The organism is Xanthomonas rydalmerensis, from assembly GCF_033170385.1.
Taxonomy (GTDB): Bacteria; Pseudomonadota; Gammaproteobacteria; order Xanthomonadales; family Xanthomonadaceae; genus Xanthomonas_A; species Xanthomonas_A rydalmerensis.
In genome coordinates, this window is record NZ_CP126170.1 from 3,357,730 (window position 1) to 3,380,250 (window position 22,521).

A 22,521-nucleotide genomic window follows, 5' to 3' on the forward strand; every position below is an offset into this window, starting at 1 on the left:
CTTGGCGTGCTCTCGAGGAAAGAGGAATCAGCGCGCGATGGTCTGGGTTCGCCAGATCTTCTTCTGCAACTGCAAGATGCCGTAGACCAGGGCCTCGGCGGTCGGCGGGCAACCGGGGACATAGACGTCCACCGGCACGATGCGGTCGCAACCGCGCACCACCGAATACGAGTAATGGTAGTAGCCGCCGCCGTTGGCGCAGCTGCCCATCGAGATGACCCACTTCGGGTCCGGCATCTGGTCGTAGACCTTGCGCAGCGCCGGGGCCATCTTGTTGACCAGGGTGCCGGCGACGATCATCACGTCGGACTGGCGCGGCGACGGGCGGAACACCACGCCGTAGCGGTCCAGGTCCAGGCGCGCGGCGCCGGCGTGCATCATCTCGACCGCGCAGCAGGCCAGGCCGAAGGTCATCGGCCACATCGAGCCGGTGCGCGCCCAGTTCAGCAGCGCGTCGACGCTGGTGGTGACGTAGCCCTTTTCCAGCAGCGGGTTCTCGCCTTCGGGACGCAGGATGTCGTCCACCCGCCCTTCCGGGATCGGGTTGGTCATCAGGCGATCCAGGGTCTGAATCACTCCCATTCCAGCGCTCCCTTCTTCCACACGTAGACAAAACCGAGGAACAACATGCCGACGAACAGGCCCATGGTGACCAGGGAGCGAGCGCCCAGGTCCATGAACACCTGCGTCCACGGCACGATGAAGATGATTTCCAGATCGAAGACGATGAACTGGATGGCGATCAGGTAGTAGCGCACGTCGAACTTCATGCGCGCGTCCTCGAAGGCCTCGAAGCCGCACTCGTACGGCGAGAGCTTCTTCAGGTCGGGACGCCGGGGACCGAGGAAGCGCCCCACCAGCATCAGCGCGACGCCGATACCGGTGGCCACGATCAGAAACAGCAGGGTCGGCAAATATTCGGCCAGCACTCGCAATTCTCTCTTGCCTGTGCCCGCGCGCGTGCCGCGCAGGCATGGGATAGACGATTCTCCGGGCAGAGGCGTGACGCCCTTGCGCAGAAACCGTAGCCAAACAATGGTGCCCAAGAGGGGACTCGAACCCCTACGACCTAAGTCGCTACCACCTCAAGGTAGTGCGTCTACCAATTCCGCCACCTGGGCTTGCGTAAAACCTGCGCGGCAATCCCGCCGCGCAGCATATTGTAACCGTCTTCAGTCTTTCTGCGACGGGGCAGGCGACTTTTCTTGCGCTTTTTCCGGCGCCTGCTGGGCAGCCGGGGCGGCGGCGGGCGCCGCCGGAGCCGCGGCGGCGGCCGACGGCGCCTGCGGGACCGACAACTCGCCGGCCGGCGCGGCCGGCGCCGGGGTGGCGGACTGCGACATCACGCCCAGGTTGGCGTCGGCCGGACGCGCACTGTGGCCGGCGTACCAGGCCATGAACAGGCTGATGGCGAAGAACACCACCGCCAGCCACTTGGTCGACTTGGACAGGAAGTTGGACGCGCCGCGCGATCCGAACACCGTGCCGGACGCGCCGGCGCCGAACCCGGAACCCGCCGCCGCACCGGCGCCGCGCTGCATCAGGATCAGCGCGATCATCGCGATCGCCACCAGCACGTAGACCACATTGAGGATGACCATCAGCATTTCGAAATCCGTCCGGACAGTACGACTTGGGGGACGAACGGCCGCCATCGGCAGCCGTTCGCTCAACAGGCGGCCGCCGCTCGCACGATGGCCAGAAATTCCGCGGCGACCAGCGAGGCGCCGCCTACCAGCCCGCCATCGACATCCGGCTGTGCGAACAGCTCGGCCGCGTTGTCGGGCTTGACGCTGCCGCCATACAGGATCGGCAACGAATCCGCGATTCTAGCATCGCGGGCCGCCACTTCGCCACGGATGAACGCATGCACCGCCTGCGCCTGCGCCGGGCTGGCGGTGCGGCCGGTGCCGATCGCCCAGACCGGCTCGTAGGCCACCACGGCCCGGGCGAAGCCCTCGGCGCCGACCAGCTCCAGCACCGGCGCCAGTTGCGCGGCGATGACCGCCTCGGTGCGCCCGGCCTCGCGCTGCTCCAGGGTCTCGCCCACGCACAGGATCGGGACCAGCCCGGCGTGCAGGGCGGCGGCGAACTTGCGCGCGACCAGTTCGCTGCTCTCCTGATGGTACTGGCGCCGCTCCGAATGCCCGACCAGACCGTAGTCGGCGCCCACGTCGACCAGCATCGCCGCCGACACCTCGCCGGTATAGGCGCCCTTCTCGTTGCTGCTGACGTCCTGCGCGCCGAAGCGCAGCAGCCGGTCCTCGAAATGCTCGATCAGGTCGCCCAGGTACGGCAGCGGCGGCAAAATCACCACCTCCACCTCGTGCTCGGCCGCGTGCAGCCCGGCGACGATCTCCCGCACCAGGGCGGCAGCGAAGTGGCGGGTTCCATGCAATTTCCAGTTTCCGGCTACGATCTTGCGTCGCATCGGCGCATCTCCGGCGAAAAAGTGCCGAGAGGATAGCCGATGCGCCGCCAAGGGCAGGCATCGTCCCCACCGCCCCGCCCTCCCCCGCCGCCTGCTCCATGCCAGAGACCGCCATGACCCAGTTCCCCGGCTACGCCCTGATCACCGGCGCCTCCAGCGGCATCGGCCGCGAGATCGCCCGCGAATACGCCCGCCGCGGCGTGCCGCTGATCCTGACCGCGCGCCGCGAGGCACAGTTGCAGGCGCTGGCCGCCGAACTGCGGCCGCAGGTGCCGGTGGAGGTGCTGGTCGCCGACCTGGCCGATCCGGCCGCGCCGGCCGCACTGGTGGCCGAGATCGAACGGCGCGGGCTGGCAGTGCGGATCCTGGTCAACAACGCCGGCTACGGCGTGCCCGGCCGCTACATCGCCCAGGACTGGGCGGTGCACGCGGCGTTCCTGCAGGTGATGGTCGGCGCCGTGTGCGAACTGACCTGGCGGCTGCTGCCGGCGCTGCGCGCCAGCGGCCACGGCCGCATCCTCAATGTCGCCTCGTTCGCCGCCCTGGTCCCCGGCGCCGACGGCCACACCCTGTACGCGGCGGCGAAGAGCTTCATGCTGCGCTTCAGCGAATCGCTGGCCCTGGAGAACGCCGACCGCGGGGTCGGCGTCTGCGCGCTGTGCCCCGGCTTCACCTGGTCCGAGTTCCACGACGTCACCGGCAACCGTGAACAGATGAACGCGCTACCGCGCTGGATCTGGCTGCAGACCGCCGCGGTGGCCCGCGCCGGCATCGACGGCGCCGAACGCGGCAAGGTGCGGGTGGTCCCCGGCGCGGTCTACCGCGCCCTGCTCGGCCTGACCGCGCTACTGCCCAATGCCTTGTTGCTGCGGCTGATGGGCCGCGGCTCGGGACGGATCAGAAATGCTGGGATTGGGGATTAGGGAGCCGGGATTGGCAAAAGCGGGATAGCCGCGATCTGCCACCCCGCGCGGGATCCGCTCTTGCGAATCCCCAATCCCCACTCCCGACTCCCCGCCTCACTTCAGCTTGATTTCGCGCAACCGCTCTTCCAGATACCCCTGCGCGGTGATCGGCTCGGGATAGCGGCTGGGGTTGTCGGCGCTGACGCAGGACGGCAGCACGTCGATCACGAAGTCCGGGTTCGGGTGCAGGAAGAACGGCACCGAGTAGCGCGGCTGGCGTGCCTGCTCGCCCGGCGGGTTGACCACGCGGTGGGTGGTCGAGGGATACACGTGGTTGGTCAGGCGCTGCAGCATGTCGCCGATGTTGACCACGATGGTGTCGGCATCGGAGGTGAACGGCACCCACTCGCCCTGCTTGGACTTCACTTCCAGACCGGCGGCGCTGGCGCCGACCAGCAGGGTGATCAGGTTGATGTCCTCGTGGGCGCCGGCGCGCACGTTGGGAATGTCGTCGGCGGTGATCGGCGGGTAATGGATCGGGCGCAGGATCGAATTGCCCGAATCGGTCTTGTCGACGAAGTAGTGCTCGGGCAGGCCGATGTGCAGGGCCAGCGCCGACAGCACGCGCGCACCGAGCTGGTCCAGCGCCTGGTACAGGCCGTAGCCGTGGGTGCGGAAACCGGGCACCTCGCTCGGCCACAGGTTCGGCGGCATCACCGCGCGGTACGGGGAGTCGTCGGCGATCTCGCGGCCGATGTGCCAGAACTCCTTCAGGTCGAAATGCTTGGAGTCCTTGGCGGTCTCCACGCCGAAGGCGGTGTAGCCGCGCGCGCCGCCGCTGCCGGGCAGGTGGTATTTGCGCTTGGTCTCTTCGGGCAGGGCGAAGAACGCCTTGAACACGTCGTAGGCCGCGTCGATCTGCGCCTGGGCGATACCGTGGTTGCGGATGCCGGCGAAGCCCCACTCGCGGTAGGCCGCGCCCAGTTCGGCGACGAAGGCGTCGCGGTCGCGCGCACTGGAAGGATCGCTGAAGCGGGTGATGTCGAGGGTGGGAATGCGCGCAGTCATGGCAGGAACCGTCATCTCGTGAAGGGGACAAACGCCGCGCTCAGCGCAGCAGGCGATACAGCAGGTAGAACGTGACCGCCTTGGCGACGATCACGAAGAGGGCAATGGCGATCGACTCACGCCGCGTCACGGACCGCCTCGGCCAGCGCGTCCAGGGTCTGCCGCATCAGCGCGGCATCGTCGGCCTCGACCGTGACCCGCACCACCGGCTCGGTGCCGGAGGCGCGCAGGAAGGCACGTCCGCGCCCCTGCACCGCCGCCTGCGCCGCGGCCAGCGCGGCCTTCACGGTGTCGGCCTCGAGCGGGCGCACGCCCGGCTGCAGGCGCACGTTGACGGTCTGCTGCGGCACCCTCTGCAGCCCGGCCAGCGCCTGCCGCAGGGTCTGCCGCGAGCGCTTGAGCACTTCCAGCACCTGCAGCGCGCTGACGATGGCGTCGCCGGTGGTGGCGCGATCCAGGCACAGCATGTGCCCGGAAGCCTCGCCGCCAAGCACCCCGCCCTGTTCGACCAGCGCCTGGTGCACGTGGCGGTCGCCGACCTTGGCGCGCAGGAACGGCACCTGCAACGCGGCCAGCGCCCGTTCCAGGCCGTAGTTGGTCATCAGCGTGCCGACCACCGGGCCGTGCAAGCGGCCACTGGCCTGCCAGCCGCAGGCCAGCACGTACAGCAGGCCGTCGCCATCGACCGGGTTGCCCTGGTCGTCGGCCATCAGCACCCGGTCGCCGTCGCCGTCGAAGGCGATGCCCAGGTGCGCGCCATGGTCGCGCACGTTGGCGGCAAGATTGTCGATGTGCATCGAACCGACGCCGGCGTTGATGTTGAGCCCGTCCGGCGCCGCGCCGATCGCGATCACCTCCGCACCCAGTTCGCGGAACAGCAGCGGCGCGATGTGGTAGGTCGCGCCGTGCGCGCAGTCCAGCACCAGCTTCAGCCCGCGCAGGTCGAAACCGCGCGGCACGCTGGCCTTGCAGAACTCGATGTAGCGGCCGATCGCCTCGCGCGCGCGCATCGCCTTGCCCAGGCGCTCGGACTCGACCGTGGCGAACGGCGCGTCCAGCGCGGCCTCGATCGCCTGCTCGGTGGCGTCGTCGAGCTTCTCGCCGTGGGCGGAAAAGAACTTGATGCCGTTGTCGTAGTGCGGATTGTGCGAGGCGCTGATGACGATGCCGGCATCGGCGCCGAGGGTGAGCGTGAGAAACGCCACCGCCGGGGTCGGCATCGGCCCGAGCAACTGCACGTTGGCGCCGGCCGCGACCAACCCAGCCTCCAGCGCCGACTCGAACATGTAGCCGGAGATGCGCGTGTCCTTGCCGATCACCACGGTCGGCCGTGCGGTACCGCCGGCGACCAGCACGCGACCCAGCGCATTGCCCAGGCGCATCACGAAATCGGCGGAAATCGCGCCCTGCCCGACCCGGCCACGGATGCCGTCGGTGCCGAAGTATTTGCGTTGGCTCATCGGAACGGGATTCGGGATTCGGAATTCGGGATTCGTTCAACGCACGGGATCCGAGCGAACTCAGCGAACCGGGCACGCGCAGCGCCACGATTCCCGCATCCCGCATCCCGAATCCCGGCGCTGGTCATGCCAGCGCTTCCGTCTTCGCCGGGGTCGGCTGCCGCATCATCAGCGCCAGCAGTTCGGACAGGCGGTCGCGCAGTTCGCGGCGGTCGCAGATCTGGTCGATGGCGCCGTGCTCGAGCAGGAACTCCGAGCGCTGGAAGCCTTCCGGCAGGGTCTCGCGCACCGTCTGCTCGATCACCCGTGGGCCGGCGAAGCCGATCAGCGCGTACGGCTCGGCGATGTTGATGTCGCCGAGCATGGCGAAGCTGGCCGACACGCCACCGGTGGTGGGATGGGTCAGCACCGATACGTACGGCAGGCCGGCTTCGCGCAGGCGACCGAGCGCGGCCGAGGTCTTGGCCATCTGCATCAGCGAGAACAGGCCTTCCTGCATGCGCGCGCCGCCGCTGGCAGAGAAGCACACGAACGGCGCGCCGATCTTCAGCGCGGTCTCCGCGGCCAGGGCGAAACGCTCGCCGACCACCGAGCCCATCGAACCGCCCATGAAGGCGAAATCGAACGAGGCCGCGACCAGCGGCTGGCCCTTGAGCAAGCCCTGCATCGCCACCAGCGCGTCGTATTCGCCGGTGCTCTTCTGCGAGGCCTTGATGCGCTCGCCGTACTTCTTCTGGTCCTTGAACTTGAGCGCGTCGGTCGGGCCCAGGCGCGCACCGATCTCGGTCGGCGCGGTGTCGGCGTCAAACAACGCAGCCAGGCGCGCGCGCGCGCGGATCGCCATGTGGTGGCCGCACTTCGGGCACACCTCCAGGTTCTCCTCCAGCTCCGGCCGGTACAGCACGGCGCTGCAGTTGGGGCACTTCTCCCACAAACCTTCAGGAACGCTGCGCTTCTTGCTGGGCGTGTTGTCGGTGCGAATGCCCGAAGGCATCAATTTGCTGAGCCAACTCATGCGATGTGACGATCCATTGGGCGGCCGCGAGAGCCGCAGAGGGGCGACAGTCTAACTCGGTCCCCCGCTGGCCTGCAGACGGTGGCGCATGGAGCGGCCAGGCCGGCAGGCATCGGCGCGGATCGCCAGCCGGGCGCCCTGTCGCGCCTCACCCACCGCGTGACCTGCGGCGTCGCCGCAGCCACCCTGGGCAGGCGACGACCGGACCGGACCAGCGGCCGTGTGCGCCATCCGAGCCGCCATGCGTGCGCCGCAGGATTCGCATGGACAGCGGGATGCGGCATCGCCGCAAACGCGAACGCCCGCGCAAGGCGGGCGTTCGCATACAGACCAGGCGTGGCTCAGCCCGCGTCCAGTGCCTGCCGCAGCGGCGTCAGGAACGCCAGGGCGGCGTCGCGCGCGGCCTGCGGACTGGTCGCCTCGGCCAGCGCCGCGACCAGCGCGCTGCCGACCACCACCCCGTCGGCGTCGACCGCCATGGCCTTGGCGCTGGCGGCGTCCTTGATGCCAAAGCCGGCCACAACCGGCACCGCGCAGCGCGCGCGCAGCTGGCGCAGGCGATCGCCGGCGGCGCGGGTATCCAGGCGGTCGGCGCCGGTCACGCCGGCGAAGCTGACGTAGTACAGATAACCACGCGCTGCATCGCACAACAGGTCGATGCGCGCATCGCTGGTGGTCGGCGAGGCCAGCACGATCAGGTCCAGCCCGGTCTCGGCGAAGATGGCCAGAGTTTCGGCCGATTCCTCCGGCGGCAGATCGACCAGCAGCACGCCGTCCACGCCGGCAGCCACCGCTTCCTCGGCGAAGCGCGCCGTGCCGTGGATCTCGACCGGGTTGAGGTAGCCCATCAGCACCACCGGGGTGGTCGCGTCGTCGCGGCGGAACGCGCTGACCGTCTCCAGCACGTAGCGCAGGCCGGCGCCGCGCGCCAGCGCGCGCTCGGAGCTGCGCTGGATGGTCGGGCCGTCGGCCATCGGGTCGGAGAACGGCACGCCCAGCTCGATCACATCGGCACCGGCCTCGACCAGCGCGTGCATCGCCGGCACGGTCGCATCCAGCGACGGATCACCGGCGGTGAGGAAGGGGATCAGGGCCTTGCGGCGTCGGGAATCGAGTCGGGCGAATGTATCGGCGATGCGCTTCATGTGGGACCTATGCGCCCCTCTCCCGGAGGAAGAGGGGTTGCGGTGAGGGTAAGGAAACGTGAGTGCACGGGGCTGCGCCCGTATCCTCATCCGGCGCTTCGCGCCACCTTCTCCCGCAGGAGAAGGGCAAAGCGTTACAGCGTCAGCCCTTCGCGCGCGGCGATGGTGTGCACGTCCTTGTCGCCGCGGCCGGACAGGTTGCACAGCACCAGCGCGTCCTTGGGCAACTCGCGCGCCAGCTTGATCGACTGCGCCACGGCGTGGCTGGACTCCAGCGCGGCGAGGATGCCCTCGGTATGCGCCAGCAGGTGGAACGCCGCCAGCGCCTCGTCGTCGGTGATGCCCTGGTAGATGGCGCGGCCGCTGTCGGCCAGGAACGCGTGCTCCGGGCCCACGCCCGGGTAGTCCAGGCCGGCGGACACCGAATGGGTCTCGACGATCTGCCCGTCGTCGTCGCAGATCACGTAGGTGCGGTTGCCGTGCAGCACGCCCGGGCGGCCGGCGGCGATCGAGGCGGCATGGCGGCCGCTGCCGATGCCGTCGCCGGCGGCCTCGGCGCCGTAGATCTTCACCGAGGCATCGTTGAGGAAGGCATGGAACAGGCCGATGGCGTTGCTGCCGCCACCCACGCAGGCGCTGATCGCGTCCGGCAGGCGGCCGTAGTCGCGCAGCATCTGTTCGCGCGCCTCGCGGCCGACGATGGCGTTGAAGTCGCGCACCATGCGCGGGTACGGATCGGGGCCGGCGACGGTGCCGATGATGTAGAAGGTGTCCTGCACGTTGGTCACCCAGTCGCGCATCGCCTCGTTGAGCGCGTCCTTGAGCGTGGCCGAGCCGGAGTGCACCGGCACCACCGTGGCGCCGAGCAGCTTCATCCGGTAGACGTTGATCTTCTGCCGCTCGATGTCGGTGGCGCCCATGTACACCACGCATTCCAGGCCCAGCCGCGCGGCCACGGTGGCGCTGGCCACGCCGTGCTGGCCGGCGCCGGTCTCGGCGATGATGCGGGTCTTGCCCATGCGGCTGGCCAGCAGCGCCTGGCCGATGGTGTTGTTGATCTTGTGCGCGCCGGTGTGGTTCAGGTCCTCGCGCTTGAGCAGGATCTGCGCGCCGCCGACTTCGCGGCTGAGCCGCTCGGCGTGGTAGATCGGGCTGGGGCGGCCGACATAGTGGATCAGGTCCTTGTCGTAGGCGGCGATGAAGGCCGGATCCTGGCGCGCGGCGTCGTAGGCGGCGGCCAGTTCCTGCAGCGGGCCGATCAGGGTCTCGGCGACGAAGCGACCGCCGTAGCGGCCGAAATGGCCGGCGGCGTCGGGATAGGCATGGAAGTCGCTGACGGGGACAGAGGACATGGCGCAACCGGGATCAACAGGACAGGCAAGCACTTTAGCGCACACGTTCTCGCAGAAAAACCGATAAAGTCTGCACGGATCCGTCAGGAAAACTCACATGACCAGCACGCGCCGCCTGCCCTCGCTCAACGCCATGCGCGCGTTCGAGGCCGCCGCGCGGCTGCGCAGCGTCGGCGCCGCGGCGGCGGAACTGCATGTCACCCACGGCGCGGTCAGCCGCCAGGTGCGGCTGCTGGAACAGGAACTGGGACTGCCGCTGCTGCAGCGCGACGGCCGCGGCATCCGCCCGACCGCCGCCGGCACGCGCCTGTGCGACGCCGCCGGCGCGGCGTTCGCACAGTTGCACGAGGCGGTGGCGGAGCTGCGCCGCCCGGCGCGCCCGGCCGCGCTGGTGCTGGGCTGTCCGGGCAGCATCCTGGCCCGCTGGATGATCCCGCGACTGCAGGCGCTGCAGCGCGACCTGCCAACGCTGACCCTGCACCTGTCCGCGCACGAGGGCGACTTCGCCGCCGACCTGGACGGCCTGGATGCCGCGCTGCTGCTGGGCCAGGCGCCGTGGCCGGCGGACTGGCAGGTCCGCGTACTGGCGCCGGAGCGGATCGGCCCGGTGCTCAGCCCCACCCTGCCGCAGGCACCGGCACTGGCCACGGCCGCGCCGGCGGCGCTGCAGGAACTGCCACTGCTGCATACGGTGTCGCGGCCGCAGGCGTGGCCGGCCTGGGCCGAGGCGCAGGGACTGGCACCGGCGCAATTGCGCTACGGCACCGGCTTCGAGCACCTGTACTACCTGCTGGAAGCGGCGCTGGCGGGGATCGGCGTGGCGATCGCGCCGCAACCGCTGGTCGCCGATGATCTGGCCAATGGCCGCCTACTGGCGCCTTGGGGTTTCGTCGAAACCGGCGGACAGTGGGCGCTGTGCACGCGCCGCGATGTCCAGGATCGGCGGGTCGACGCGCTGGCACAGTGGCTGACGCAGGAACTGCAGCGCTGACGTCGCCGCAGCGCAGGCCGCGTCGCCACAGCCTGCCAACCTTTCAGCCGCGACGTGGCGACGCGCTCAGCAGTTGGTGTTCAACTCGTGACAGTCGGCGCGGCGCACTTCCTCGACGAACTTGCGCATCTTGTGGCCGTCCTTGATCCCGGGCTGGCTTTCGATGCCGCTGGACACGTCCACGCCCCACGGCAGGGTGCCGATGATCGCGTCGAACACGTTGTCGCCAGTGATGCCGCCGGCGAGCAGGAACGGCCGGTGCAGGCCGGTCGGCAACCGCGACCAGTCAAAGGTCTTGCCCGAGCCGCCGCTCTCGCCGGGGGCGTGGCTGTCGAACAGGAAGCCGGCGGCATTGGGAAACTGCAGCTGCAGGGTGCGCGCGTTGATCTCGCCGCCGCCCATCGGTATCGCCTTCAGGTACGGCAGGTTGAAGCTGCGGCAGAAGCCGTCGTCCTCGTCGCCGTGGAACTGCAGCAGGGTCGGACGCACCGTGCGCAGCACCTCGCGCACCTCGTCCTTGGGGTTGTCGCGGAACAACGCCACCACGTCCACCATCGGCGCGGCGGCCTGGCGCATGGCCCGCGCCTCGGCCGGCGCCACCCGCCGCGGGCTGCCATGGGCGAACACGAACCCGATCGAATCCACGCCCAACTCGCCTGCCAGGCGGATGTCGCCGGCGCGGGTCATGCCGCAGAACTTGATGCGGGTGCGATACAACGTGCGATTCATAGCGTGACCTCGTCCGGAAGCGTCCAGTGGGCGGGATAGAGGGGACCGACGAAGACCAGGCCCTGCGGCGGCGCCGTGGGACCGGCGACGCGGCGGTCGCGTCCCGCGAGCAACTCGCCAATCCAGGACGCCGGCTTTTCGCCCGTCCCCACCATGACAAGGGAACCAACGATATTGCGCACCATGTGATGAAGGAATGCATTGGCCTGGACCTGGATCTCGACCAGCTCGCCGCTGCGGCTCACCGCGATCGACTGCAGCTCGCGACGCGCATGCAGCGCCTGGCACTGCACGCTGCGGAAAGCGCTGAAGTCCTGCTCGCCCAGCAAGGCCTGCGCCGCCGCGTGCATGGCCTCGGCCTGCAGCGGCCGCCGCTCCCAGCTCAGGGTCTGCCGGTACAGCGCCGGGCGTACCTGGCGGTTGAGCAGGCGGTAGCGGTAGCGGCGCGCGCGGGCGGAGAAGCGCGCGTGGAAGTCGTCGGCCACCGGCACGCACCAGCGCACGCACACCGAGGGCGGCAGCCGCGCGGTGGCGCCCAGCATCCAGCCGCGCGCCGGGCGCGGCGCGGCGCAATCGAAATGCACCACCTGACATTCGCCGTGCACGCCGGCATCGGTGCGACCGGCGCAGACCACGCTCACCGGGGCGTCGGCCACCGACGACAGCGCCGCCTGCAGCGTCGCCTGCACGCTGGGGCCGCCGCTCTCGCCGAGCTGCTGCCACCCCTGGAACTCGCTGCCGTCGTATTCCACGCCTAGTGCGTAGCGCATGGCGACCTCCGCTGCAGTGCGCCATCGAGGTGGACGTGTTGTGCGGTCGCCTCGCGCAAGGACGAGCGCAGCGTGGCTGTTAACAAGCAGACGCGGCGGAAGTACCCCTGCCAGGCCGGGAGCGCGCGCGCAACTGCGCTCGCCCGCCGCTGACGGGCGTGCTGCCGCAAGGCCGTCCCGATCCAGGCCGGACGGCCGCGGCGAGCGCGCCGCGCGCCGCCTGCCGCCATCAGTCCAGCCGTCCCAGCAATTGCAGCGCCTCGGCGCGCGCGGCCGGGTCGCCGCTGGCCGCGACCTCGGTCAGCAAGGTGCGTGCGGTCTCGTTGTCGCCCAGATCCATGTACGCCACCGCCAGCTCCAGCCGCTCGCGGCCCGCCGGCGGATACGGCGACGACGCTTCGGCCGCTGCGGGTGCTGCAGGTGCGGGCGCAGGTACGACGGGCTGGTGCCAGGTCGGCTCCTGCCGGCCGGCGCCGGCATCGGTGTCGACATGGGCGTCGACGTTCGGCACCGCGGACAGCGGCGACGGCTGCGGCCAGGCCGCCTCGGCCGCGGACTCGGCGGCCGGTGCGGGCTCCGGACGGGCGTCGGCTGTGTCGATGGAATGGACCTCGTCGTTGCCCGCGGACAGCGGCGCATCGGCCGGCGCATGGCGCACCGACTGCTGCGCCAGCACGCGCTCGAAGGCGTCGTCGTCGAGCGCGACGTGGTGATCGGCGTGATCGGCGTGATCGTCGGCAGCGTGGTCGGCGTGATCGGGGCGCTCCCACTCCGCCAATGCCTCCTCGTCGCGGGCGGCCGTGGCGTCCTCGGCCAGCGGCTCGGCGGGTTCCAGCGGCGGCAGTTCCGGCGCATCGACGTCGCGGTGCGCGACCACCGGCACCGTGGCGCCCGCCGCCAGCGCGGCGTCGTCATCGCGCGGCAACGGCGGCAGCGGCGAAGGCTTGCGCCGGCGCGACAGCAACCAGGCGCCGATGCCCAGCACCAGCAGGCTCACCCCGCCCCACAGCCACAGCGGGAAACCCGCATTGGCCGGCGCCGGCGCGGCGGCGGCCGGCGCCGCCTGCCCGGACTGGGCCAGGCGCTTCTGCGCCGCGGCCAGGTCGCTGTCCTTCAGCGCGATCAGTTGCTGCTGCTGGGACTTGAGCTTTTCGAGCTGTTCCACCCGCGAGCGCAGTTCCTGGACCTCGGCATCGCGTGCCGCGAGGTCTTCGCGCGCCTGCTGCAATTGTTGGGCTGCCACCATGTCTCCTTCGTCGCCGGCACCGGTGCCGGACTTGGTTCCCGCCTCGCGGCGCGTCGCCGGCACTGCCGGCGCGATCTCCAGCCGTGCGCCGGCCGCGGCCGCCGCCGGCGCTGCGGCGGCCGGCTTGGCTGCGGCCTGTGCTGTCGCCGTGTCCTGCTGCGCCTGTGCGGGTTGCGGCACCGGCGCGCGCGCCTGACGCCATTGCGCCGCCTGCTCGCGCACCACCGCCTCGGCGGCGGCGGCATCCAGGCTGGCCAGATCCTCCTCGCGCGGGGTCCGCAACACCGCGCCCTGCTTGAGCAGGTTGAGGTTGCCGCGGATGAAGGCGTCGGGATTGGCGCGGAGCAGCGCGACCATGGTCTGGTCCAGCGAATGGCCGTTGCCGCGCGCGAGCTGCCCGGCGATCTGCGACAGGGTCTGCCCGGCGCGCACCGGCGCCAGCGCATCGCCGGGCACGGCCGCGGGGGCCGGCGCCGGACGCGGCGCGGCGGCCGGCCTGGCGTTCGGCGTCGCCGACGTGGCGGCGCCCGCCGGGGCTGGCGCCGCCGTGGAGGCATCGCGGGCGATGCGGTCGGACGGCTGCGCCGCGGCCGGTGCATCGATCGCCGGCGCGTCGATCGCCGCGGCGGTGTTGGGCGCGTCGATCAGCGCGGAGTATTCGCGGATCAGCCGGCCCTGGCCCCAATCGACCTCGATCAGGAAGCTCAGCGACGGCACCTCGACCGGCATGCGGCTGCTGACCTGGATCACCGCGCGGCCCTTGCGGGTCTGGGTGAAGCGGAACTGCAGATCGCTGACCAGGCCCTGCGGGCGCTCCAGCCCGACCCGCGCGAAGGTCGCCGGCGAGGCCAGCGCGACCCGCGCCCGCTCCAGTTCGCCCGGCTCGTTGGAGATTACCGGGATCTCGGCCAGGAACGGCTCGCCCGGCTTGGACAGCACGCGGATATCGCCCAGGCCCAGCGCCAGCGCGGCCTGGCTGCAGGCCAGCAACAGCAGCGCGGCGGCCGCGCGACTGACGTGGCGCAGCCCGCGCGCGGCGGGCACCGCATCGCCGCTGCGGCGACGGAACAAACGTGGTTGTAGGCGCATCCCGCCCCTGCCCCTTGGAGTCATGTACATCAATATATATGAAGCGGAGAGTGGGGATTTGGGATTGGGGATTCGTTGTGGGTGCAGCATTGGCAGGGAGTGCGCTTGCGCGGGGGTACGCGAGCGCCCCCTTTGCGGGATCAGGGACCGACAAGCCCTGCAGTGCCGCTCGTCCTGTAGGAGCGGCTTCAGCCGCGATGGCTTTACCGGGAACGCTCCGTCGCGGCCGAAGCCGCTCCTACGAGGGCGCCCGTCATCATCGCGTCCACATGCGCTAGCGCAGCCCCTCTTTGCAGCACAACACGGACGCCAGACACGACAACGGCCAGGGCATGCGCCACTGGCCGTTGTATGTCTGCCGGGACATCGCGCACTACGCAGCCCTGGAACAGCCGGCGCTGCGCCGCGCTTTGCGAATCCCCAATCCCGACTCCCGAATCACGCCTCCTGAGCGACCAGCTCGGCCAACTGCACCGCATTGAGCGCGGCACCCTTGCGGATGTTGTCGGCCACCACCCACAGGTTGAGGCCGCGCGGGTGCGAGAAGTCCTCGCGGATGCGGCCGACGAACACCGGATCCTTGCCGGAGGCGTGGGTCACCGGGGTCGGGTAGCCGCCGGCCTTGTGCTCGTCGACCACTTCCACCCCGGGCGCCTGACCCAACAGCGCGCGCGCCTGCTCGACGGTGATCTTGCGCTTGGTCTCGATGTTGACCGCCTCCGAATGGCCGAAGAACACCGGCACGCGCACCGCGGTGGGATTCACCAGAATGCTGCTGTCCTCGAGGATCTTCTGCGTCTCCCACACCAGCTTCATCTCTTCCTTGGTGTAACCGTTGGGCTGGAAGTCGTCGATGTGCGGGATCAGGTTGAAGGCGATCTGCGCCTGGAACTTCTGCGGCTCGATGTCCTGGAACGCCAGCAGTTGTGCGGTCTGCTTGCCCAGTTCCTCCATGCCCGAGCGGCCGGCGCCGGACACCGACTGGTAGGTGGCCACGTTGATGCGCTCGATGCCGTATTCCTTGTGGATCGGCGCCAGCACCGGCATCAACTGCATGGTCGAGCAGTTGGGGTTGGCGACGATGCCGCGCGGGCGGTTCTTCAGCGCGTGCGGATTGACTTCCGACACCACCAGCGGCACGTCGTCGTCGTAGCGGAAGGTCGAGGAGTTGTCGATCACCACCGCGCCGGCCGCCGCGAACTTCGGCGCGTATTCCTTGGAAATGCCGCCACCGGCGGAGAACAGCGCGATGTCCACGCCGGTCGGGTCGAAGGTGGCCAGGTCGAGCACGGTGACCTTGTGGCCGTTGAACTCGACCTGGCCGCCGGCCGAGCGCTCGGAGGCCAGCGGGTACAGCGTGGCGATGGGGAAGCCGCGCTCGGCGAGGATGCTCAGCATGGTTTCGCCGACGGCACCGGTGGCGCCGACGACGGCGACGTTGAAACGACGGGTTGCATTGCTCATGGAAGGATTCGATCCGCAGGAAGAAAAAAGGGGAGGAACAGCCGCACTGCCGCTTGGATTCGGGGAACCTGCCGTGCGCGCCGCGCACAGGGCCGCAGGCTCCCTATCGTTTTTTGTCCGCGATCGCCCGCGCGCCGCCCGCCGCGGCGATCGCGTCCAGGTTCAGCGCATTGGGCGGGCGCCCGGCATCGGCGCCGATGCCCAGCGCGGCCAGCAGGTTGTCCACCGCCAATGACACCATCGCGCGGCGCGTGGCCACGCTGGCGCTGCCGATGTGCGGGGTCAGCACCACGTTGCGCAGCGCCAGCAGTTCCGGACGGATCGCCGGCTCGCCTTCGAATACGTCCAGCCCGGCCGCGGCCAGGCGCCCGTTGGACAGCGCGTCGGCCAGGGCGATCTCGTCGACCAGGCCGCCGCGGGCGATGTTCACCAGCGTCGCGGTCGGCTGCATCTTCGCCAGCGCGGCGGCATCGATGAGGTGGTGCGATTGCGCGCTGTACGGCAGCACCAGCAGCAGGTGGTCGGCGCGCGCCAGCAGTTCGTCGAAACCGACGTACTCGGCGCGATGCGCATGCTCAACGTCGGCCGGCAGACGGCTGCGGTTGTGGTACAGCACGCGCATCGAGAAGCCGGCGGCGCGGCGCGCGATGGCCTGGCCGATGCGGCCCATGCCGAGGATGCCGAGGGTGCTGCCGTGGACATCGGCGCCGAGCATCGTCTGGAACGACCACTGCTGCCACTGCCCCGCGCGCAGCCAGCGCTCGGCCTCGCCGACGCGCCGCGCGGCGGCCATCAGCAAGGCGAAACCGAGATCGGCGGTGGTCTCGGTGAGCACGTCGGGGGTGTTGGTGGCGACGATGCCGGCCGCACTGAGCGCGTCCAGGTCCAGATTGTTGTAGCCGACCCCGACGTTGGCGATGGCGCGCAGCCACGGCGCGCCGGCGATCTCGGCGGCGCCGATGCGTTCGTTGAGGGTGACCAGGGCGCCGTCCAGCGGCGCCAGCGCCTTCGCCAGGTCCTGCGGCGAATAGCGGGTCACGTCCGCGGTGGTGGTCAGCGCGCAATGCGCGCCCAGCCGTGCGACGACGTCGTCGAACAGCGGTTGGCTGACCCACACCCGCGGCCGCGACTCAGCCATCGCCACCGCCAGGGATGCGCGGCGTCACCGTGCCGACGTCGCCGCACTGCGCGCGGTGGCGCAGCGCCTGGTCCATCAGCACCAGCGCCATCATCGCCTCGGCGATCGGGGTGGCGCGGATGCCGACGCAGGGGTCGTGGCGGCCGGTGGTGATCACGTCCACCGCCTGGCCGTCCACGTCCACCGTGGCGCCGGGCAGGCGCAGGCTGGAAGTGGGCTTGAACGCCACCGAGACGACGATGGGCTGGCCGGTGGCGATGCCGCCGAGCACGCCGCCGGCGTGGTTGGACTGGAAGCCGTCCGGCGCGATCAGGTCGCGGTGGTCGGTGCCCTTCTGGGTGACCGCGGCGAAGCCGTCGCCGATCTCCACGCCCTTGACAGCGTTGATGCTCATCATCGCCGCGGCCAGTTCACCGTCGAGCTTGCCGTAGATGGGCTCGCCCCAGCCCGCCGGCACGCCATCGGCGACCACGGTGACCCGCGCGCCGATCGAATCGCCGGACTTGCGCAGCGCATCCATGTACGCCTCCAGTTCCGCTACCTGCGGCGCATGCGGCCAGAAGAACGCGTTGTCCTCCACCGCCTCCCAGGCGAAGCCCTGCGGCAGCAGCGGCCCGAGCTGCGACAGGTAGCCGCGCACGCGCACGCCGTAGCGCTGCGCCAGCCACTTCTTGGCGATCACGCCGGCGGCCACGCGCATGGTGGTCTCGCGCGCGGACGAACGCCCGCCGCCGCGCGGATCGCGGATGCCGTACTTCTGCCAGTAGCTGTAGTCGGCATGGCCCGGACGGAACTGCCGGGCGATGTCGGTGTAGTCCTTGCTGCGCTGGTCGGTGTTGCGGATCAGCAGGCCGATCGGGGTGCCGGTGGTGCGGCCCTCGTAGACCCCGGACAGGATCTCGATCTCGTCGGCCTCGCGCCGCGCCGAGGTGTGCCGGCTTTTGCCGGTGGCGCGGCGCTGCAGATCGTGGGCGAATTCGCTGGCGTCCAGTTCCAGCCCCGGCGGGCAGCCATCGACCACGCAGCCGATCGCCGGCCCGTGCGATTCGCCGAAGGTGGTGACGGTCAGCAGCTTGCCGAAACTGTTCGCGCTCATGTCGCTTGCGTCACCGGTCCGCGGCCAGCGCGGCGATGCGCTCATGGTGTGCGAGCAGTTCGCTGCGCTCCACCGCGAAGATGCCCATCTGCCCGACCTTGAACTCGACCCAGGCGAAATCCACTTCCGGCAGCAGCTGCGCCAGCGCGCGTTCGGACTCGCCGACCTCGCAGATCAGCAGGCCGTCCTCGCTCAGGTGCGCCGGCGCGTCGCGCAGGATCTTCAGCGCCAGGTCCAGGCCGTCGTCGCCCGCGCGCAGGCCCAGCTCCGGCTCGTGCGCATACTCGGGCGGCAACGCGTCGGTCTCGGCATGGGTGACGTAGGGCGGATTGGTCACGATCAGTTCGTAGCGGCGTCCGCCCAGCCCGGCGAACAGGTCGGACTTGACCAGTTCGACGTTGTCGGCCAGCAGCCGCTCCTTGTTCTCCGCGGCCAGGCTCAGCGCGTCGTCGCTGATGTCGACCGCATCCACCCGCCAGTTCGGGTTGTAGTGGGCCATGGCGATGGCGATGCAGCCCGAACCGGTGCACAGGTCCAGCGCGCGCTCGACCGGGCGGCCAGCCAGCCACGGCTCGAAGCCGGCCTCGATCAGCTCGGCGATCGGCGAGCGCGGCACCAGCGCGCGCGCGTCGCTCTTGAAGCTGAGCCCGGCGAACCAGGCCTCGCCGGTGAGATAGGCGGCGGGGATGCGCTCGGCGATGCGGCGCTCGAACAGCGCCAGCACCTGCGCCTTCTCCGGCGTGGTGAGCCGCGCGCTGCCGTAGGCCGGGCCGAGGTCGTGCGGCAGGTGCAGCGCGTGCAGCACCAGTTGCGTGGCCTCGTCCAGGGCGTTGTCGTAGCTGTGGCCGAAGCTCAACCCGGCGGCGTTGAAACGGCTGGTGCCGTAGCGGATCAGGTCGATGATCGTGTGGAGTTCGGCGGCCGCGTCGGCAGTCATGGCAACAGGCAAGGCAATGTGGCCCCCGATTATAGAGGCCCGGCCGCTATGATGAGCGTTCGTTGCATGGGAAATCAGTATGTTCAACCGCACCTTCGGCATCGTCCTGGTGGTTGCCCTGGCCGCCGGCCTGGGGCTGCTGCTGGCCCAGAAGTACTTCGGCGGCAGCGCCGCCCCGGCCTGGCCGGAGACCCACACGGTGCGCATGTACCCGCAGCCGCGGCCCCTGCCCGACTTCCACCTGCGCCAGACCGACGGCACGCCGCTGGTGCCGGGCGAGCTCAAGGGCCACTGGACCCTGGTGTTCCTGGGCTTCACCGCCTGCCCGGACGTGTGCCCGACCACCCTGGCCGACCTGGCGCGCGCGCAGAAGCAATGGCAGACGCTGCCGGACACGCTGCGCCCGCGCGTGCTGTTCGTCTCGGTCGACCCGCAGCGCGACACCCTGCCGCGGCTGGGCGAGTACGCCCACGCCTTCCACAAGGACACCATCGCCGCCACCGCCGACGTGCCCGAACTGGAGCGCTTCGCCACCGCGCTGGGCTTCGTGTTCCAGAAGGTGCCGGGCAAGCACTACGCCGAGAACCCGAACGACTACAGCATGGACCACTCCGCCGCGATCGCGGTGCTCGACCCGCAGGGCCGCCAGGCCGGGCTGATCCGCCCGCCGTTCGATGCCGCCGCGATCGCCGCCGACCTGCAGGCGCTGACCAAGGCCACCGCCCCATGAGCCTGACCACCCGCCTGACCTACGTGCTGCCGCACCGGCTGCTGTCCTCGCTGGCACGGCGCCTGGCGTACTCGTCGCGGCCCGGCCTGAAGCAGTGGCTGATCGACACGGTGGTGCGCCGCTTCGGCGTGGACCTGAGCGAAGCCGCGCAACCGGATGCGCGCGCCTACCCGACCTTCAATGCCTTCTTCACCCGTGCGCTGAAGCCCGGCGCACGCGTCGCCGATCCCGATCCGCAGGCGCTGCTGATGCCGGCCGATGGCCGTATCAGCCAGCTCGGCCGGATCGAGGACGGGCGCATCTTCCAGGCCAAGGGGCAGTCGTTCACCGCCGCCGAACTGCTCGGCGACGACACCGCAGCGGCGCCGTTCGCCAACGGCCTGTACGCCACGGTGTACCTGTCGCCGCGCGACTACCACCGCGTGCACATGCCCTGGACCGGCACCCTGCGCGAAACCGTGCACGTGCCCGGCCGGCTGTTCAGCGTCGGCACCGACGCGGTGCGCAACGTGCCGCGCCTGTTCGCGCGCAACGAGCGCCTGGTCTGCCATTTCGACACCGACTTCGGCCCGATGGTCTCGGTGATGGTCGGTGCGCTGCTGGTGTCCGGCGTGGAAACGGTGTGGAGCGGCGTGGAGATCCCGCGCTACGCCGACCGCATCACCCGCAAGGATTGGCGCGGCAAGGGCATCACCCTGCAGCGGTTCGAGGAGATGGCGCGTTTCAACTACGGCTCGACGGTGATCGTGCTGCTGCCGCCCGGCGTGGCCGCGTTCGATCCGGCGCTGAAGGCGGAATCGCCGGTGCGGCTGGGCCAGGCGCTGGCGCGATTGGTGCGCTGAGACGTACAGGGCCGCGCTACGGCCCCTTGTGGGGTGTGTTTTGTGGGAGGGACTTCATTCCCGACGCATGGACGGTGACGGGCCGCAGGCTCTCAATGGATGGCAGAAACGCCATCCGTCAGACACTGCGGCTGCCGCACCCTCATCCGGCGCTGCGCGCCACCTTCTCCCAGTGGGAGAAGGAATGGGATCGCGCCTGGGTCTTGCAGCCGGTGGTGAAGCACAGTCCCCCACTGTGGGGGGACTTCAGTCCCGACGCATTGACGGTGACGGGCCGCAGTCTCTCAATGGATGGCCGAAACGCCATCCATCCGACACTGCGGCCACCGCACCCTCATCCGGCGCTGCGCGCCACCTTCCGCCGAAAAGGGGGCCATGGTCCCGGGGGGAGAAGGAGCCGGCCTACTTCTCGCAGCCCACCAGCTTCAGCGATTGCCCAGGCTTCAGTGCATAGCCCGGGGCGCGCAGGCCGTTGGCCTTGGCCAGTTCCTTCAGATCGCAGTCGTGACGGTCGGCGATCCGGCCCAGGGTGTCGCCCTTGGCCACGCGATAGTTGCGCACCTGCTTCTGCTTGGGCTTGGCCGGCGCGGGACGGCCGGTGGCCACCGTGGTCGGCACGCCGGCGACCGGGCTGACGTCGCCCACCGCCACGTTGCCGGTGAGATCGGCGGCCGGCGCCGGGCTGCTGCTGCGCACCGCGGCGGTGACGTCGGCGGTGATCAGCGCGCGCGCCAGGTCGGCGCGCGGGCCGCTGACGCAATAGCGGTTGTACAGGCCGACGATCTTGGTGTTGGCGTTGATGGTCACCCCGGCCGGGATCCAGCCGTCCGGCTCGTAGCGCGGATTGAGGTTGCGCAGCGCGCGCATGTAGCCGTCGCGGGTGCCGTCGCTGCCCAGGCAGATGGTCAGTTCGTAGATGGTGGTGGACTTGGCCAGACGCAGCGTGGCCGGCTGCGCATTGATCTTGGGGAAGGCCACGCCGTACTGCTGCGGGTGCAGGAAGATCCACGCCGCGGCGATCACCATCGGCACGTAGTCCTTGGTCTCGGCCGGGAACTGGTTGTACACCGACGCATCCCAGAAGCTGCGGCCCTGCATCTGGTTGAACACGCGCGCCGCGCGACCTTCGCCGCCGTTGTAGCCGGCCAGGGCCAGTTCCACGCTGCGGTTGAGTTCGGCCATGCGCTCGTTGATGTAGACGGCGCTGGCCTCGGCGGCGCTGCGCGCGTCGTAGCGGGTATCGAAGCCGGTGCCGTCCGGGCCCAGGCCGAAGCGGCGCCCGGTGGCCGGCATGAACTGCATCAGCCCGGCGGCGCCGACCCGCGAATTGGCGTGCACGCGGCCGTTGGACTCCTTGGCGATGATGCCGAACAGCAGCGCTTCCGGCAGGCCGCGCTTCTCCCACTCCGGCCACATGATCGCGCGCAGGTTCTGGTAGTTCTCGTAGCTGCTCATCAGCGACGGGCGCATGTCGGTGAGCCAGCGGCGGATGCCGGCCTGCACCGCCGGGTTGTACTCCACCATCGAATCGAAGGCGTGGCGCTTGTCGTTGAGCAGGCGCGCCGCGCGCGCCGCTTCCGGCACGTCGGCGGCGAGCGGGCTGATGTGGTCGGGATCGGCCTGCAGCGGCGCGGAGTCGTCGTCGGTGGCATCGGCATCGCTGGCCTGGCCCTGCGCGTCGGCCTTGGCCTTCAGCAGGCGCTTGTACGCGCCCAGATAGGTACCGACCTCGCAGCCGCGCTGCTTGATGCAGGCCTGGATCACGTCCTCGATGTCCTCCAGCGCGGCGTCGCTTTCCTGGGTGCCCTTGGGGTCGCTGTTGCCGACCAGCACCAGGGCGTCGTTGTAGCGCTTCTCGGCGGCGGCAAGGCGCTGGTCGAGGACGGCGATGGCGGCCTGGTCGCGGGCGGACACGCGGGCTTGGGCGGCAGGAGCGGTGCAGGTCAGCGCCACGGCAGCCGCGACGGGCCACGCGTGGGAGAAGCGGAACGGAAGGGGCATGGTGGGACGCGGCGACGGAAAGGCCGCAGGGTAGCCCCCGCCGTCGCATCGCGGCAAGGTCGCCGCGGCCACGGCCGGGCCCGCGGCGGGCCAAGGTTCATCGCCGGCGGCC

21 protein-coding genes and 1 tRNA gene are annotated in these 22,521 nt (G+C 70.3%); 4 read left to right on the forward strand and 18 right to left on the reverse strand.

The window, feature by feature from the left end; translation table 11 throughout:
- Positions 1-27 precede the first annotated feature (27 nt).
- The 5 genes from QN245_RS14040 to tpiA form a co-directional block, all read right to left on the reverse strand.
- On the reverse strand, positions 28-582 hold the full coding sequence (locus tag QN245_RS14040; protein ID WP_010343006.1) for a NuoB/complex I 20 kDa subunit family protein: 555 nt from the start codon (positions 580-582) through the stop codon (positions 28-30).
- Complete coding sequence (locus QN245_RS14045; RefSeq protein ID WP_010343005.1) at positions 573-929, reverse strand: NADH-quinone oxidoreductase subunit A; 357 nt, start codon at positions 927-929, stop codon at positions 573-575. The genes QN245_RS14040 and QN245_RS14045 overlap by 10 nt, the downstream gene beginning before the upstream one ends.
- Positions 930-1,036: 107 nt before the next feature.
- A tRNA-Leu gene (locus tag QN245_RS14050) sits at positions 1,037-1,121 on the reverse strand.
- Between the two features lie 51 nt (positions 1,122-1,172).
- Positions 1,173-1,607: a preprotein translocase subunit SecG gene (gene secG, locus QN245_RS14055; protein WP_184449389.1), complete on the reverse strand. Its 435-nt coding sequence runs from the start codon at positions 1,605-1,607 to the stop codon at positions 1,173-1,175.
- 62 nt (positions 1,608-1,669) lie between these two features.
- Positions 1,670-2,431, reverse strand: a complete 762-nt coding sequence (tpiA, locus tag QN245_RS14060; RefSeq protein WP_317843459.1) for a triose-phosphate isomerase — start codon at positions 2,429-2,431, stop codon at positions 1,670-1,672.
- Between the two features lie 113 nt (positions 2,432-2,544).
- Here tpiA and QN245_RS14065 point away from each other — a divergent pair, with 113 nt between their 5' ends.
- On the forward strand, positions 2,545-3,354 hold the full coding sequence (locus QN245_RS14065; protein ID WP_317843460.1) for an SDR family NAD(P)-dependent oxidoreductase: 810 nt from the start codon (positions 2,545-2,547) through the stop codon (positions 3,352-3,354).
- A gap of 96 nt (positions 3,355-3,450) precedes the next feature.
- Here QN245_RS14065 and QN245_RS14070 read toward each other — a convergent pair whose 3' ends face one another.
- The 5 genes from QN245_RS14070 to trpB all read right to left on the reverse strand — a co-directional run bounded on the left by QN245_RS14070 (position 3,451) and on the right by trpB (position 9,376).
- Positions 3,451-4,404, reverse strand: a complete 954-nt coding sequence (locus tag QN245_RS14070; protein ID WP_184449317.1) for an isopenicillin N synthase family dioxygenase — start codon at positions 4,402-4,404, stop codon at positions 3,451-3,453.
- Positions 4,405-4,520: 116 nt separating this feature from the next.
- Positions 4,521-5,864 carry a phosphoglucosamine mutase gene (gene glmM, locus QN245_RS14075; RefSeq protein ID WP_317843461.1) on the reverse strand — a complete coding sequence of 448 codons (1,344 nt, stop codon included), beginning with the start codon at positions 5,862-5,864 and terminating at the stop codon, positions 4,521-4,523.
- Between the two features lie 124 nt (positions 5,865-5,988).
- Positions 5,989-6,879: an acetyl-CoA carboxylase, carboxyltransferase subunit beta gene (gene accD, locus QN245_RS14080; RefSeq protein WP_184449314.1), complete on the reverse strand. Its 891-nt coding sequence runs from the start codon at positions 6,877-6,879 to the stop codon at positions 5,989-5,991.
- Between the two features lie 341 nt (positions 6,880-7,220).
- Positions 7,221-8,024, reverse strand: coding sequence for a tryptophan synthase subunit alpha (gene trpA / locus QN245_RS14085; RefSeq protein ID WP_317843462.1), 804 nt, complete (start codon positions 8,022-8,024; stop codon positions 7,221-7,223).
- Positions 8,025-8,158: 134 nt separating this feature from the next.
- On the reverse strand, positions 8,159-9,376 hold the full coding sequence (trpB, locus tag QN245_RS14090; protein ID WP_184449310.1) for a tryptophan synthase subunit beta: 1,218 nt from the start codon (positions 9,374-9,376) through the stop codon (positions 8,159-8,161).
- 97 nt (positions 9,377-9,473) lie between these two features.
- Here trpB and QN245_RS14095 point away from each other — a divergent pair, with 97 nt between their 5' ends.
- A complete protein-coding gene (locus QN245_RS14095; protein ID WP_317843463.1) occupies positions 9,474-10,367 on the forward strand; it encodes a LysR family transcriptional regulator in 894 nt (297 codons plus the stop codon).
- A 66-nt stretch (positions 10,368-10,433) separates the two neighbouring features.
- Here the strand turns inward: QN245_RS14095 and QN245_RS14100 are convergent, their stop codons facing one another.
- From QN245_RS14100 to prmB, 7 genes are all read right to left on the reverse strand, one after another.
- Positions 10,434-11,096, reverse strand: a complete 663-nt coding sequence (locus tag QN245_RS14100; RefSeq protein WP_160970546.1) for a phosphoribosylanthranilate isomerase — start codon at positions 11,094-11,096, stop codon at positions 10,434-10,436.
- Positions 11,093-11,866, reverse strand: a complete 774-nt coding sequence (gene truA / locus QN245_RS14105; protein ID WP_317843464.1) for a tRNA pseudouridine(38-40) synthase TruA — start codon at positions 11,864-11,866, stop codon at positions 11,093-11,095. The genes QN245_RS14100 and truA overlap by 4 nt, the downstream gene beginning before the upstream one ends.
- A 229-nt stretch (positions 11,867-12,095) precedes the next feature.
- Complete coding sequence (locus QN245_RS14110) at positions 12,096-14,156, reverse strand: motility hub landmark protein FimV (RefSeq protein ID WP_486684787.1); 2,061 nt, start codon at positions 14,154-14,156, stop codon at positions 12,096-12,098.
- A 483-nt stretch (positions 14,157-14,639) separates the two neighbouring features.
- The gene (locus QN245_RS14115; RefSeq protein WP_184643706.1) at positions 14,640-15,665 is read right to left on the reverse strand and encodes an aspartate-semialdehyde dehydrogenase; all 1,026 of its coding nucleotides are present in this window, start codon (positions 15,663-15,665) and stop codon (positions 14,640-14,642) included.
- Positions 15,666-15,768: 103 nt separating this feature from the next.
- Entirely contained in the window at positions 15,769-16,803 is a 1,035-nt protein-coding gene (locus QN245_RS14120) for a 2-hydroxyacid dehydrogenase (protein WP_317843466.1), read from the reverse strand.
- Complete coding sequence (aroC, locus tag QN245_RS14125) at positions 16,796-17,899, reverse strand: chorismate synthase (RefSeq protein ID WP_317843467.1); 1,104 nt, start codon at positions 17,897-17,899, stop codon at positions 16,796-16,798. The genes QN245_RS14120 and aroC overlap by 8 nt, the downstream gene beginning before the upstream one ends.
- 10 nt (positions 17,900-17,909) lie before the next feature.
- Positions 17,910-18,836, reverse strand: coding sequence for a 50S ribosomal protein L3 N(5)-glutamine methyltransferase (gene prmB / locus QN245_RS14130; RefSeq protein WP_317843468.1), 927 nt, complete (start codon positions 18,834-18,836; stop codon positions 17,910-17,912).
- Positions 18,837-18,915: 79 nt separating this feature from the next.
- On the opposite strand from prmB, the gene QN245_RS14135 reads away from it, so the two are divergent.
- Both QN245_RS14135 and asd read left to right on the forward strand, forming a co-directional pair.
- The gene (locus QN245_RS14135) at positions 18,916-19,566 is read left to right on the forward strand and encodes an SCO family protein (protein ID WP_317843469.1); all 651 of its coding nucleotides are present in this window, start codon (positions 18,916-18,918) and stop codon (positions 19,564-19,566) included.
- Positions 19,563-20,408 carry an archaetidylserine decarboxylase gene (gene asd, locus QN245_RS14140; RefSeq protein ID WP_317843470.1) on the forward strand — a complete coding sequence of 282 codons (846 nt, stop codon included), beginning with the start codon at positions 19,563-19,565 and terminating at the stop codon, positions 20,406-20,408. The genes QN245_RS14135 and asd overlap by 4 nt, the downstream gene beginning before the upstream one ends.
- Positions 20,409-20,810: 402 nt before the next feature.
- Here the strand turns inward: asd and QN245_RS14145 are convergent, their stop codons facing one another.
- On the reverse strand, positions 20,811-22,409 hold the full coding sequence (locus QN245_RS14145) for a transglycosylase SLT domain-containing protein (protein ID WP_160970557.1): 1,599 nt from the start codon (positions 22,407-22,409) through the stop codon (positions 20,811-20,813).
- Positions 22,410-22,521 lie beyond the last annotated feature (112 nt).